This is a genomic window from Kaistia soli DSM 19436 (genome assembly GCF_900129325.1).
GTDB lineage: Bacteria > Pseudomonadota > Alphaproteobacteria > Rhizobiales > Kaistiaceae > Kaistia > Kaistia soli.
On the sequence record NZ_FQUP01000001.1, the window covers coordinates 1,747,673 to 1,760,753 of the forward strand.

A 13,081-nucleotide genomic window follows, 5' to 3' on the forward strand; every position below is an offset into this window, starting at 1 on the left:
TCACCGGCTTGTCGCGGCGCTCCGATACCAGTTGAGCATGGCGATCCGGATGGCCGAGGAGAGATTGACCGCCGGGTCGCGCCCGCCGTCGATCTCGGCGACCAGCGCCGGCAAACTGATCCCGCGATGAGCGGCGACATCTTGCAGCGCCTGCCAGAACGCGTCCTCCAGCGAGATCGATGTGCGGTGGCCGGCGATCGCGATCGAGCGCTTGCGGATCATGACGCCTCGGTTCTCCCGCGCAAGGTTTCGTCCACCGATCGACACACTGATCGAAGCCGAGAATTGCAATCCCGGGCCGGTGCATGGGTTCGAACGATGCCTTCGAACCGTCACGCGGGCAAGGTCGAACCAGCCTGATCGGCGGGTCCACCCAGTTGGTGCGTCAATACGGACGGATCGGCCGCTAAGGCAGTTTGGCCGCGCCGTTGCCTGCACACTGTCAACCGACATCCGCGATGCCTGTGACCGACATCACTGCGGCGCCAAAACGGCGCGCGCTAATCTTCTGCTTGTTGAGGGGTGTCTCGTTCCTGCGGGACTAAAGCTTATCAGGCGGTTGTCTCAGGCGGCAGACCAAGTTCCTGCGGCGTGACGCTGCTGCGATTTATTTCGTGGTACCATCCTTGCAGAGCGGTTCTGGATCGCGACACGCTGAAACTTCGAGAGTCTTCGGCCTCGACCTTCTGCGTGCGATTTCTATCCTGATGATCGTCTATATCCACGCTATGGGCGTGGTGTCCGGGATCGTGGATGAGTACATCTACCTGTTTCCCGCGATGGACAGTGTCTCGATGTTCTTTGTCCTCAGCGGCTATCTCATCGGTCGCATTCTGATCAAGACGTTCGTCGAGCGAACTGGCGACACGCGTTCGCTGGGTCAATTCTGGATCTACCGATGGTTCAGGACCCTGCCGAACTATTATCTGATCCTGACAGTTCTGGTGGTCGTTTCCAGCCTGAACGGCTCCGGGTCAGATGCTCCTGTCGGACCCTTTTTCATCTTCTCGCAGAACATCGCCTGGAAGCACCCATCCTTCTTCGGCGAGGCTTGGTCGCTCGCGGTCGAAGAATGGTTCTATTTGCTGATGCCGCTCCTCATGATCGGCGCGATGTGGCGTTCGCCCAGCGTCGCCGCGAGCAGGCGGCGTCTCATCGTTCTTCTCGCCGTCGTGGCTCTGGCTTCGATTGCCGCGCGGCTTCCGGCCGGCCTCGGCGGTCATGTGGTGACCTATGAAGATTGGGACTCCATGATGCGCAAAGTGGTCGTCGGGCGATTCGATGCTCTGGCGATCGGCGTCTTCGGCGCCTATCTCAGCATTTACCGGACCGATCTCTGGACGAGGAATACGCGTCTTTTGGCCGTGGCCGGCGTTGTTCTGATCGTCCTGGATCGCCACGTTCTGTGTAGATACGTGCCTTATGCGATCTATGGGTCTCTGACGGTCGTGCCGCTTTCGACCCTGCTCATGATGCCCTATCTGTCGCAACTGAGCTGTCGCCGGAACATCATTACGGATGCTATCGAGTGGATAAGCCGTCGATCCTATTCGATGTATCTCGTCAATCTGTCCCTGACCTATCTGATCCTGTCTTATCTTCCATTCGAATGGGCCGGATCGCAGGCGATCGCAGTGAAGTATTTGACGTATTGGATCATCGTCGTTGGAATTTCTGCGGGTCTCTATCGCCTCTGGGAAATGCCGATGATGAACCTGCGCACCCGGTTCCGGTGGTCGACACCAGCCCATGCTTTTGGCGTCAATGCGGTGCCCGCCGCGCCAAAGACCGTCGATGCGGGTGAGGGTCTGCCGGCCGGACTACAGCGAGCCAACTAGCCGCACAGATAATCCCGGCTCGCCCATGGAGAGCGGCTTCAGTCGCGCGGTTCGGATGGCTCTTCGCGCCGATGGGCCTCGAGACGACGCGTTTCGCCTTCCGTCTCGGACTTCTGCCGTTCCTTCTCGGCCTTGGTGCGGCCGAAGCGAGCGCGGTTTTCGGCGGCAATCGCACCCTTTTCAGCGCGCGCCTTGCCCTTGCGGAAGCGGTTCAGGTTGACGATGTCGGCTGTCATGAGCGTTCCTCGCGATCCGGACGATGCGCCCGGATCGATGCCTCGGCAAGCCCTGCCTGACCGCTGGAACCGGCGACCTTATTTTGGGCCGATCATGTCCTCTGGCCGCACGATGGCGTCAAATTCCTCGTCGGTGACGTAGCCGCCGCCAACCGCTTCCTCGCGCAGAGTCGTGCCGTTCTTGTGCGCGGTCTTGGCGATTTTCGCCGCGTTGTCGTAGCCGATCTTCGGCGCCAGCGCGGTGACCAGCATCAGAGAGCGCTGAACGCCATGGCGGATATTGTCGAGGCGCGGCTCGATGCCGACGACGCAATTGTCGGTGAAGGAAATCGAAGCGTCGGCGATGAGGCGCACCGACTGCAGGAAGTTATAGGCCATTAGCGGATTGTAGACGTTGAGTTCGAAATGGCCCTGGCTGTCGGCGAAGGTGAGGGCGGCGTGATTGCCGAAGACCTGCACGCAGACCTGCGTCAGCGCTTCGCACTGGGTCGGATTGACCTTGCCAGGCATGATCGACGAGCCCGGCTCGTTCTCGGGCAGCGAAAGCTCGCCGAGGCCGGCGCGCGGGCCCGAGCCGAGCAGGCGGATGTCGTTGGCGATCTTGAACAGCGAGGCGGCGACCGTGTTGATCGCGCCATGGCTGAACACCATCGCGTCATGAGCTGCGAGTGCCTCGAACTTGTTCGGGGCCGAGGTGAAGGGAAGGCCGGTGATGGCTGCGATCCGCTCGGCGACGCCTTCGGCAAAGCCGATCGGCGCATTGAGGCCGGTGCCGACGGCCGTGCCGCCCTGCGCCAGTTCCATCAGGCCGGGCAGCGTCATCTCGATCCGCGCGATGCCGTTCTCGATCTGCTTGGCATAGCCGGAAAATTCCTGGCCAAGGGTCAGCGGTGTCGCGTCCTGGGTATGCGTGCGGCCGATCTTGACGATGTCCGCCCAAGCCTTCGCCTTGGCATCAAGCGCGGCATGAAGATGCTTCAGCGCTGGGACGAGCTTCGCGACGATTTCCTCGGCCGCGGCGACATGCATTGCGGTCGGATAGGTGTCGTTCGATGATTGGCTCATATTGACGTGGTCGTTCGGATGCACCGGCTTCTTGGAGCCGAGCACGCCGCCGAGCATCTCGATGGCGCGGTTCGAGATCACCTCATTGGCATTCATGTTCGACTGCGTGCCGGACCCCGTCTGCCAGACGGCGAGGGGGAAATGGTCGTCGAGCTTGCCGTCGATGACTTCCTGCGCGGCATCGACGATTACGGCGCCGATCTTCGGATCAAGTCGGCCGAGTTCCATGTTGACCTCGGCGGCGGCGCGCTTGACGACGCCAAGCGCGCGCACGACCGGCTTCGGCTGCTTTTCCGTGCCGATCTTGAAATTGCCGAGCGAGCGCTGCGCCTGCGCCCCCCAATAGCGATCGGTCGCCACTTCGATGGGGCCGAACGTATCTGTCTCGATGCGGGTCGAGGGAAGGGACGTCGTCATGGCGCGCTCATGGCCTTTCTGATGGATCGGAAGGGCGCCGGCCCTGTGGATCGGCCGGCAGCCCGACAGGATGGGCGGTGTCTAGCATGGGGCTTCGGAGCCTGCCAAGGCGACGGGGCCTCTGCGCGGAGGCAGGATTGCCGCATTGCCCGCAAGCAGCTAGGAAGACGCGCCCTCATGACCGAAGGCAGGGGCGGACAGGACAGGTTGGTTCGAATGCGCGTCAGCGGCTTCACCTTCATTCGCAACGGCTCGCGGCTCAATTATCCCTTCGTCGAGAGCATCCGTTCGGCCTTGCCGATCTGCGATGAATTCGTCGTGGCCGTCGGCGCAGGCGATGATGATACGCGCGAGCGCATCGTCGCGATCGGTGATCCGAAGATCCGCATCGTCGACACGGTCTGGAATCCGATCCTCGTCAAGCGCGGTTTCGTGCTGGCGCAGCAGAAGATGATCGCGCTCTACAACTGTACCGGCGATTGGGCCTTCTATATCGAGGGCGATGAGGTACTGCATGAGGAAGACCAGGCGGCGGTACGCGCGGCCATGGAGCGGCATCTCGACAATCCCCGGGTCGAGGCGCTGTGGTTCGACTATCGCCATTTCTATGGCGACGTGAACTGGATCACGCAGACGCACAGCTATTACCGCCGCGAGGCGAGGATCGTCCGCAATACCATCCGCGTCACGACGACGGATTCGCTCTATTTCCTTGTCATGGACAAAAAGAAGCGTGGCCGTTATCCGCGCGCCGCTTCGGCCGACGCACGGCTGTTCCACTATGGCAACGCGCGCTCGCCACTGCCGATGTGGCACAAGCGGCGCGAGATGAGCCAGCTCTATACCGCGAACCCCGAAACGTATCCGCCGCCGTTCCATGGCATCACGCGGCAGGATGCCTATACGATGGACAAGCGGCTGATCCGCCGCTTCGAGGAGACGCATCCCGCCGTTATGGCAGACTGGATTGCCGCCCAGGAAGGTGATCCCTACGAGCCGCAGTTCGGTGCGCATAACCTGCGGGAATGGCGCAACCTGATGGGCGTGCGCCTCAACCGCTTCCTGCCGATCGATTTCAGCAAGAAGCATTTCAAGCCGGTGTAGCGGCAGAGACCGTTGAGCCGCGATCGCGGACGGCTCCGGCGGACCAAGCGGGGCGTCCCCTTAGGCGAGCGCAGGATCGGTCCGGCCGCCGGGTGGCAGCGGCTTCATCGCGATGGCGATCCGCCGCACCAGCCAGACGGCGCGTTCGAACAGGCTCGTCGCCAGCACCAGATGCTGCGCATCGGCCTCGGCGCCGAGCGCGGAGACGGCAAGCTCGCGGCGGATGCGATTGAGATGCTCGCTGCGGTCGCCCGTCAACTCGATCAGGAAATCGAAATCCTCGGCCGGCCCCGCGGTCGTATCGGCGAGCTGCATCACGAGCGTGCGCAGCGCCTCCGAAAGGTTGAAGGCGAGCGGCGGTGCCGTTTCGAACCCGGTGATGATCGCGGAGAAATCGACGAGCGATTGCTGCAGGGCTTGCAACATCTCGAGCTGTGACTGTTGCCCGAGAGCGAGATCGAGATGGCGGTCCGAGAGACCTCTTGCGATGAGATCGACCACGAAGCGATCCGTTTCCTCAGCAATCGCGCTGCTGCCACGCGCCAAAAGCCCAATTGAAGCGGGATCAGGCCGCTGCGCGTTGTCGAGATCCGGCAGAAGGGTGGGCAGGCGATTGATGAGGCCGGCAATTTCTTGGCCCGAAAGCTCCAGTGCGCCGGCCGGATCGGCGATGGCTGCGGGATCAATGTAGCGCGGACGCGAAATGCTGTCTTCAAGCGAGGGCGGGCTGAACCGGCTGGCGATTCGTTCGACGAGCGTTCGCAATGTGGCGACGGGCAAAGCTCCCGCAAGCTGCAACGCCAGGAACAGCATCGATACCGATGCTGACGGATCACCGCCGCCGACGTCGGCAAAACGGCGCGACGGGTCGCCGCCCAACGCGTCGAGGCCGAGCCAGACCAGCAGCAACAGCGCTGTGCCGAGGCCTTTGACGAGAATGTGGACATAACAGAGTTGTCGCCCGACGCCGCCGAGCGCGCCGGCGGCCAGAAGCGTCGCGATGCCGGAACCGAGATTGGCACCGAGGACGACGAAGAAGCAGATGTCGAGATCGATGAAGCCGGCCTTGATGCCGGCAAGCGCCAAGATCGTTGCGGTTGACGAGGACTGCGTGACCGCTGCGACGACGAGGCCGATCGTGAGCGCCAGTAGTGGCGAGATGCCGTCAAAGAGCTCAGCCAGCGCTGTGATGTCGAGATGGCGCGGCGCACCTTTGATGAAGTCGATGCCGAGGAACAGCAGGGCGAGGCCGAGCAGAACGCCCATCCAGTCGCGCAATCCAGCACGCTTATCGAGGCCGGCATGAAAGCTGATGCCGACCAGGCCGATGAGGAACAACACGGCGATGTGCAGATTGATTGCCGCCAGCAGCACCAGCAGTGAGGTTCCGACATTACCGCCGGCAACGACTGGCACCGCCTCGCGGGTGGTCAGCACGCGGGAGCGGACCAGATTGCCTGAGATGACCGCGACGGCATTGCTGGACTGGGTAACGCCGCCGGCGACACATCCCGCGGCGAAGCCAATCAGGGCCGATTGAGTGGCTGTCTTCATCAACTGGCGGATGCGCCCGCCCACCGCCTGCTGCAGATTGGCCGATAGCAGTCGCAGACCGACAAAGAGCAGGCCGAGGCCAGCCAGGATTTCACCGATGCTCGACAACAGGAACCTGCGCCAGGAAAGCGAGAGGACAATCAGGCGGCCACGCCGGTCGTGATATCGCGACACCCGCCCAACGCCCACGTCCTGCCATCGGCGATCGACATGACAATCGTGTGACGGCCCGATAGCGACCATCTCGCCGGCATCATCGGAGCCATCGATGTCGCATGTTCAGGAAGGATGAGGCGCGTCCTTGGCGGCGACCCTCTAGGACACACCGTCTCCGGCCAAAAAGCGCCTGCGGGTGCCTGCGCGGGCGAGGAGCGTCCGCGATTGAATCTGCCGAGACCTACAACTTATAATAGATGATATTATTCGACAATGCTACCTTGGGTGTGTGTCGGCGGGGGCCGACGCTACTGGGGAGCAATAGCATGAAGATCATCGACATTCAGATTGCCCTTGCCAAGCTCGGCTTCACGCCGGGGCCGCTCGATGGAATCTGGGGCCGGCAGACAGCTGCGGCCGTGCGGGCATTCCAGGCTAAGAACAATCTCGAGGTTGACGGCATCATCGGTCCGATGACGTTGGCCGCGCTTCTGCCGGGGGTTGCACAGCCCACCGACCTAACCGATCCGTCGCTGGTCTGGTTCAAGGAAGCCTGCCGGGTGATCGGCACCCGGGAGAAGCCGGGTGCGGGCTCCAATCCGATCATCATCGATTGGGCCACAGATCTCGGTATCAATTATGGCCGTGACGATATTCCCTGGTGCGGCCTGTTCGTCGGCCATTGCATCAGTGCGACGCTGGATCGCGAGCCGACGCCGAACGGGCTGCTGGGTGCGCGCTCATGGGAGCGGTTCGGCATCAGGACCGATCCCACGCCGGGTGCAGTGATGGTGTTCTGGCGCCAATCAAAGCAAAGCGGACGCGGCCATGTCGGCTTCTATGCCGGCGAGGATGCAACCGCTTACCGTATCCTGGGCGGAAACCAGTCCGACCAAGTATCGCTCGCCTGGGTCCTGAAGGACCGCCTCGTTGCCGCGCGTTGGCCCTCGACCGTACCCGCGCCTGTGCCGCATGCGGTCACGATCAGGACGCGGACAGAGGTCTTGTCCTGGAACGAAGCCTAAAAACGGCGGCGTGACCTGAATGGCGGGACGGGCAAGCCGTCCCAGCTCAGTTCTTCTTGCGAAATGCGTCGAGGCGGACGATCTGGGCCTCGCCCGGCTTTTCTGGCTCGGCGGCTGTGTCCGCGGCGGCGAGCGGCTGATCGAGAACGAGTGCAGAGGTTTCGACCTCTTCCATCTCGCTCGACGCTTCGTCTGCGCCGTCCTCGGCGGGGGCCGATTCGAACTGCAGACCGAACTGCACCGAGGGATCGACGAAGCTCTTCACTGCGGTGAACGGCACCAGCAGTCGCTCAGGCACGCCATTGAAGGAAAGTCCGACCTCAAAAGCATGTTCGGAGACCGAAAGGTCCCAGAACTGGTGCTGCAGAACGATCGTCATGTCCTCTGGATACTGGGCGAGCATCCGGCTGGAGATGCGCACGCCGGGGGCGCGCGTCTCGAACGTGACGAAGAAATGATGCTCGCCGGGCAGGCCCGTCTTGGCGACTTCGGCGAGGACCTTCCTCACGACACCCCGGAGCGCGTCCTGGGCCAGAATATCGTAGCGGATCAGATCCTCAGGCATCTACCAAGCGTCCCTGCCGTTCCCGGCGGATGGCCGGGGAAAAGAAGTGGAGGCTTCTTGTTGCCAGGTGCCTCCGAACCCCGCCTTACGGTGCTACCCGCAAGGACTTTGATTTCGGTACCAGCACCGCATTACGCGGCGATAGCAACCGGAGCATAGTTGTCATTCGCAACTATAGGTTTGGTCCGATATCGGCGGTACCATGCCGAGCGAAAGAACACCCTTTAAGCCCTCGTCGATCCTATTTCGCCCCCGCCGAAAGCCATCTTGCTGGTGCTTCGATGGCCTTGGGTGGAGGCGCCGGGTACCGCCCCCGGGTCCGATAGGTTTATTACGATGACCGTTTATCGCCATAGCCGGCTTGCGCCGGCACCGGAGATATAGGGGATCGTGACGCGCGTGAAAAGGTGCGCGTGCACTGTGTGGGGCTCAGAAGACTGCCGGGCGGGGTTTTCCAGCGCTTGTTGCGCGAACGCCCCGATGCGGTTCGCCGGCCAGGACGCGTGGCGACTACGCAATCCAGGGTCGGCCTAGTCGCGATAGCGCCTGTCGTCAGCCTCTTCCGGTGCCGAAGGCTCGCAGGAAGGTGGCGACCCCGTGGGCGGCCGCGCTGGCGATCTCGGCATCCCCAGGCATCTCGCCCAGCGACGCCGCACCTCGGATATCGGCGTGGATCAGGGCGATGAACTGCCGGGCGGCGCGTTCTGGAGCGTCGAGATCGAGACGCCCCTCGCCCGCCAGGCCCTTCAAGCGATCGCCAATGAGTGCCGCGAAGCGATCCGGACCTTCGTTCCGCCAGGCGGCAAAGAGCGCAGGATGGCGTTCGCCCTCGCGCTCGACGAGGCGCCGCAGCACGTCGCAGTCTCGGTTGCAAAGGCAGTTCCGGATGAGGCGCTCTGCAAAGGCAGAGAGGGCTGCGGCGAGATTGTCTGGCTGATCCGGGAAGCTCGCCAGCGTGCGATAGAAACCTGCGTTCGCGCGTTCCGCCATTTCGGCAACCACCGCGGCGAACAACGTCTCCTTGTCACGATAGTGATTGTAGACTGTCTGGCGCGCCACACCGGCCGCAAGCGCGATGGCATCGATGCTGGCCCCGGCGAAACCGTCGGCGGCAAATGCCTCCTCCGCCGCCCCGACGATCGATTGCCGCTTTGCACAGTGGCCATAGAGCGGCTGGGCGGTCGTGGCGCATTCGATGTCGGCCGCAGCGTCCTCGGATAAGTGGGCGCGGCGTGCCTTCATCGTCACAGTGTCCGATGCCTTCATGCACTGCAGCATAAGAGGGGTTGACCGGTTGGACAATACTGTCCAAAAACATTGTGCTCCGGTCCAGAAGTGGCGCGTGTTCGCAGTGCCCCGACCGGCTTTTGCGTATTTCCATCCATCTTCCGCTGGCATCCGCCGCGCGGGCCGTTTCCAAGGGGCTCCGGCCATGAAGTCGTCTCTGCTCCGCTTCGCGGTCGTGCTCGGCCTGCTCAGCGCGATCGGCCCGTTCGCCATCGACATGTATCTGCCGGCGCTGCCGTCCATCGGTGCCGATCTCGGTGTCGGCACCAGCGCAGTGCAGGCGAGCTTGATGGCCTTCTTCGTGGCGCTTGGCGTCGGGCAGCTTGTCTATGGTCCCGTCTCCGACATGCTCGGCCGCAAGGCGCCGCTCTATTTCGGCCTGTGCCTCTTCATCGTGGGCAGCATCGGCTGCGCATTGGCGCCTTCGATCGGCGTGCTGATTGCGTTCCGCTTCGTCCAAGGACTCGGCGCCTGTGCCGGAACTGTCGTGCCGCGCGCCGTGGTGCGCGACCTGCATACCGGCCCCGAGGCGGCGAAGCTCATGTCGATGCTGATGCTTGTCTTCAGCATCTCGCCGATCCTGGCGCCGCTCGCCGGCAGCGGCGTGATCGCGCTCGGAACCTGGCGAGCGGTGTTCTGGTTCGTGACGATCGCGGCCGTGCTTGGGCTCGTCCTGCTCTGGTTGGCCTTGCCCGAGACCCGGCCAGAGGCCGAACGGCGCGAAAGCAGCTTCGGCAGCGCCATGTCGGCCTATTGGCTGCTGCTGCGCGACCGCCGCTTCCTGGGGCTCGTGTTTCTTGGCGCCTTCGGCATTTCCAGCTTCTTCGCCTATCTCGCCAATTCGTCCTTCGTGCTGATCGACCATTATGGTCTGACGCCGATGCAATACAGCCTCGCCTTCTCCGTGAACGCCGTCTCGTTCTTCGGCGTCGCGCAGTTGAATGGCGTTCTGGCGCGCAAGTTCGGCCTGCAGCGGCTGATGCGCTATGCTGTGATCGGCTATGCCGTGCCGATGGTGGCGGTGTTCCTGCTGTTCCTTTCGGGCGTCGACAGCCTGCCCGTGATGATGGTGATGCTGTTCATCGCATTCGGGTTCCTCGGCCTCGTCGTGCCGTCCTCGGCGGTGCTGGCGCTCGATGATCACGGCGCGATCGCCGGTACGGCCTCGGCCCTGATGGGGACGCTGCAGTTCGGCGCCGGCATCGTGGTGATGGCAGTTGTCGGTCTCTTTCTTGACGGGACCGCGGTTCCGATGCTGGCCGGCATCGCCGGCGCCTCGGTCGTCGCGCTGGTGCTGACCTACCTCACTCCCGCGCGCTCGAACCTCGCCGTTCACGCCGCTGCCGAATAGCGGCCATTAGCCGTCGGCAAGCACGCTTTTAGTAGCGCGCTTGCCTCATCCGCCCCATGATCAGATATACCCGCGCGGAAGACGATTCATCGAGGCCGATCCATGCGCCAATATCACGACTTGATGCGACTGGTCCTCAAGGACGGCGCCGAGAAGACCGACCGGACCGGCACCGGAACGCTGTCGATCTTCGGCCACCAGATGCGGTTTGACCTCTCCGAGGGCTTTCCGTTGGTGACGACGAAGAAGCTCCATCTGCGGTCGATCATTCACGAGCTGCTCTGGTTCATCGCCGGTGACACCAACATCAAATATCTGAACGACAACGGCGTCACGATCTGGGACGAGTGGGCCGACGAAAACGGCGACCTCGGGCCCGTCTATGGCAAGCAGTGGCGGTCCTGGCCGGCCGCCGATGGCCGCGTGATCGACCAGCTCGGTGCGGTCGTCCAGATGATCAACAAGACCCCCGATTCCCGTCGCCTCATCGTCACGGCCTGGAACCCCGCCGAGATCGAGGAGATGGCGCTGCCGCCCTGTCATCTCCTGTTCCAGTTCTATGTCGCCAATGGCCGGCTCTCCTGCCAGCTCTACCAGCGCTCGGCCGACATCTTCCTCGGTGTGCCGTTCAACATCGCATCCTACGCCCTGTTGACGATGATGGTGGCGCAGGTAACCGGGCTCGAGCCGGGCGATTTCGTCCATACACTCGGCGACGCTCATCTTTATTCCAACCATCTTGAGCAGGCGCGCCAGCAACTGGAGCGCACGCCGAAGACGCTGCCGACAATGAAGCTCAATCCCACCATCGCGCGGCTTGAAGACTTCCGCTATTCGGACTTCGAGCTTGTCGGCTATGCTCCCGATGCGGCCATCAAGGCACCCATCGCGGTCTGATGGGCCGAGGCGGAGGGGGCGTATGCGACGGATTCTACTGCCGGCGGCGATGCTTGCATTGGCGATGGCGGACGCGCGGGCCAATGATTCGACCGCCGAACTTGGCGCAGGCGGCCTCGTCTATGTGACGACGGAAGCCGTTCAGATGACCTCCGAGGATCTCTTCATCTCGCTGGATGCGGTGCGGGTCCGCTACACATTCCAGAACGTGTCGGACAAGGACGTGACGACTCTCGTCGCCTTCCCGATGCCGGATATCAAGGGCAGTCTCGACTTCCTGGGCGCGATTCCGGTCGATGATCCGGTCAATTTCCTCGGTTTCAAGACACTGGTGGACGGCAAGCCGGTCGAGGCGAAAGTCCAGCAACGGGCAAGCGCGCTCGGTGTCGACCAGACCGCTTATCTGCAGTCGCTTGGCATTCCGCTCGCCCCGCAGTTGACGGCAACCCGCGATGCGCTCGATGGGCTGCCGAAGGAGAAGTGGGACGATCTTATCGATCGCGGCCTTGCGATCCCCGATCAATTCGATGCCGGCAAGGGCTGGGAGAACCATCTGGCCGCCAACTGGCAGCTCTCGACGGCATATTACTGGGAGCAGACATTCCCGGCCAAGAAGACGGTCGTCGTCGAGCACAGCTACAAGCCGAGCGTCGGGATGACCGCCGGCGTCACGTTCGGGCGTCCAGACGACAAGACGTCGCCCTGGTTCAAGCACTATGTCCAGAAATACTGCATGGACGCGACCTTCCTCGCCGCCGCAGCGAAGGCAGCGAAGGGGCGCGCGGAAGACGACTATCTCATGGAGAGCCGGATCGACTACATCCTCACCACCGCGGCCAACTGGGCGGGGGCGATCGATAAATTTCACCTGACCGTCGACAAGGGCGCGCCCGCCAATCTCGTCAGCTTCTGCGGCGAGGGGGTCAAGAAGACCGGCCCCACGACCTTCGAGATGTCGGCGACCAACTTCTATCCCGAGCGCGATCTGTCGATTCTGATCCTGCGCGGCGTCAAGAGTTCGCAATCAGAGAACAAAAGCGTCCCATGAACGAGCGCCTCATCATCCGTCCCGCTCGCCCCGGCGATGGCCCGCTCGTGATGGAGTTCGTTCGGGCGCTCGCCGCCTATGAGCGGCTTTCGCATGAGGTCGAATCCGATGCCGCCGCCATGGATGCGGCGCTGTTCTCGCCCCATCCGCGCGTCTTTTGCGAAATCGCCGAACATGACGGCGAGCCGGTCGGATTCGCGCTCTGGTTCTACACGTTCTCGACCTTCCGCGGCCGGCACGGCATCTATCTCGAGGATCTGTTCGTCAACTCCGAGCGGCGCGGTCTCGGCGTCGGCAAGGCATTGCTCGCCCATGTCGCGCGCCGCTGCCTCGCTGAGGGGCTTGGGCGGTTCGAGTGGTCAGTGCTGGACTGGAACGCGCCGTCGATCGCCTTCTATGAGGCGCAGGGCGCGAAGCTCGTCGACGGTTGGCTGCGCTGCCGCGTTGAGAACGAGGCCCTCCGCCTGCTTGCTGGTTGAGCGCTTGGGCGGGGCGCGCCCCGGCGCGACCCGATCCAGTCAATTTCCACCATTGCGGA

Annotated in this window: 13 protein-coding genes and 1 other RNA gene; 7 read left to right on the plus strand and 7 right to left on the minus strand. The window is 63.0% G+C overall.

Annotation, left to right across the window (positions count from 1 at the left end):
- The gene (locus tag BUB39_RS08435; RefSeq protein ID WP_073052462.1) at positions 1-222 is read right to left on the minus strand and encodes a ribbon-helix-helix domain-containing protein; all 222 of its coding nucleotides are present in this window, start codon (positions 220-222) and stop codon (positions 1-3) included.
- A 392-nt stretch (positions 223-614) separates the two neighbouring features.
- On the opposite strand from BUB39_RS08435, the gene BUB39_RS08440 reads away from it, so the two are divergent.
- Complete coding sequence (locus tag BUB39_RS08440) at positions 615-1,838, plus strand: acyltransferase family protein (protein ID WP_280174642.1); 1,224 nt, start codon at positions 615-617, stop codon at positions 1,836-1,838.
- A gap of 38 nt (positions 1,839-1,876) precedes the next feature.
- Here the strand turns inward: BUB39_RS08440 and BUB39_RS08445 are convergent, their stop codons facing one another.
- Both BUB39_RS08445 and fumC read right to left on the minus strand, forming a co-directional pair.
- Positions 1,877-2,074: a DUF4169 family protein gene (locus BUB39_RS08445; protein WP_073052464.1), complete on the minus strand. Its 198-nt coding sequence runs from the start codon at positions 2,072-2,074 to the stop codon at positions 1,877-1,879.
- A gap of 78 nt (positions 2,075-2,152) precedes the next feature.
- Positions 2,153-3,556 carry a class II fumarate hydratase gene (gene fumC / locus BUB39_RS08450; RefSeq protein ID WP_073052465.1) on the minus strand — a complete coding sequence of 468 codons (1,404 nt, stop codon included), beginning with the start codon at positions 3,554-3,556 and terminating at the stop codon, positions 2,153-2,155.
- 177 nt (positions 3,557-3,733) lie between these two features.
- Here fumC and BUB39_RS08455 point away from each other — a divergent pair, with 177 nt between their 5' ends.
- Entirely contained in the window at positions 3,734-4,660 is a 927-nt protein-coding gene (locus BUB39_RS08455) for a glycosyltransferase family protein (RefSeq protein ID WP_084527019.1), read from the plus strand.
- 60 nt (positions 4,661-4,720) lie between these two features.
- On the opposite strand, the gene BUB39_RS08460 is transcribed toward BUB39_RS08455, so the two are convergent.
- Positions 4,721-6,322, minus strand: coding sequence for a Na/Pi symporter (locus tag BUB39_RS08460; RefSeq protein ID WP_175561783.1), 1,602 nt, complete (start codon positions 6,320-6,322; stop codon positions 4,721-4,723).
- A 374-nt stretch (positions 6,323-6,696) separates the two neighbouring features.
- Here BUB39_RS08460 and BUB39_RS08465 point away from each other — a divergent pair, with 374 nt between their 5' ends.
- The gene (locus tag BUB39_RS08465) at positions 6,697-7,395 is read left to right on the plus strand and encodes an NlpC/P60 family protein (RefSeq protein WP_073052468.1); all 699 of its coding nucleotides are present in this window, start codon (positions 6,697-6,699) and stop codon (positions 7,393-7,395) included.
- Positions 7,396-7,441: 46 nt separating this feature from the next.
- Here the strand turns inward: BUB39_RS08465 and BUB39_RS08470 are convergent, their stop codons facing one another.
- The 3 genes from BUB39_RS08470 to BUB39_RS08480 form a co-directional block, all read right to left on the minus strand.
- A complete protein-coding gene (locus tag BUB39_RS08470) occupies positions 7,442-7,960 on the minus strand; it encodes an SspB family protein (RefSeq protein WP_073052469.1) in 519 nt (172 codons plus the stop codon).
- A gap of 45 nt (positions 7,961-8,005) precedes the next feature.
- Positions 8,006-8,370, minus strand: a transfer-messenger RNA (tmRNA) gene (gene ssrA, locus BUB39_RS08475).
- 142 nt (positions 8,371-8,512) lie between these two features.
- Entirely contained in the window at positions 8,513-9,460 is a 948-nt protein-coding gene (locus BUB39_RS08480; protein WP_342168775.1) for a TetR/AcrR family transcriptional regulator, read from the minus strand.
- Between BUB39_RS08480 and BUB39_RS08485 the strand changes: the two genes are divergently transcribed.
- The 4 genes from BUB39_RS08485 to BUB39_RS08500 all read left to right on the plus strand — a co-directional run bounded on the left by BUB39_RS08485 (position 9,393) and on the right by BUB39_RS08500 (position 13,022).
- Positions 9,393-10,598 carry a multidrug effflux MFS transporter gene (locus BUB39_RS08485; protein WP_073052470.1) on the plus strand — a complete coding sequence of 402 codons (1,206 nt, stop codon included), beginning with the start codon at positions 9,393-9,395 and terminating at the stop codon, positions 10,596-10,598. The two genes, BUB39_RS08480 and BUB39_RS08485, sit on opposite strands and share 68 nt — an antisense overlap.
- Before the next feature lie 102 nt (positions 10,599-10,700).
- Positions 10,701-11,495: a thymidylate synthase gene (locus BUB39_RS08490; RefSeq protein WP_073052471.1), complete on the plus strand. Its 795-nt coding sequence runs from the start codon at positions 10,701-10,703 to the stop codon at positions 11,493-11,495.
- Positions 11,496-11,517: 22 nt separating this feature from the next.
- Positions 11,518-12,543 carry a DUF4424 domain-containing protein gene (locus BUB39_RS08495; protein WP_073052472.1) on the plus strand — a complete coding sequence of 342 codons (1,026 nt, stop codon included), beginning with the start codon at positions 11,518-11,520 and terminating at the stop codon, positions 12,541-12,543.
- Positions 12,540-13,022, plus strand: a complete 483-nt coding sequence (locus tag BUB39_RS08500; RefSeq protein ID WP_073052473.1) for a GNAT family N-acetyltransferase — start codon at positions 12,540-12,542, stop codon at positions 13,020-13,022. The genes BUB39_RS08495 and BUB39_RS08500 overlap by 4 nt, the downstream gene beginning before the upstream one ends.
- Positions 13,023-13,081 lie beyond the last annotated feature (59 nt).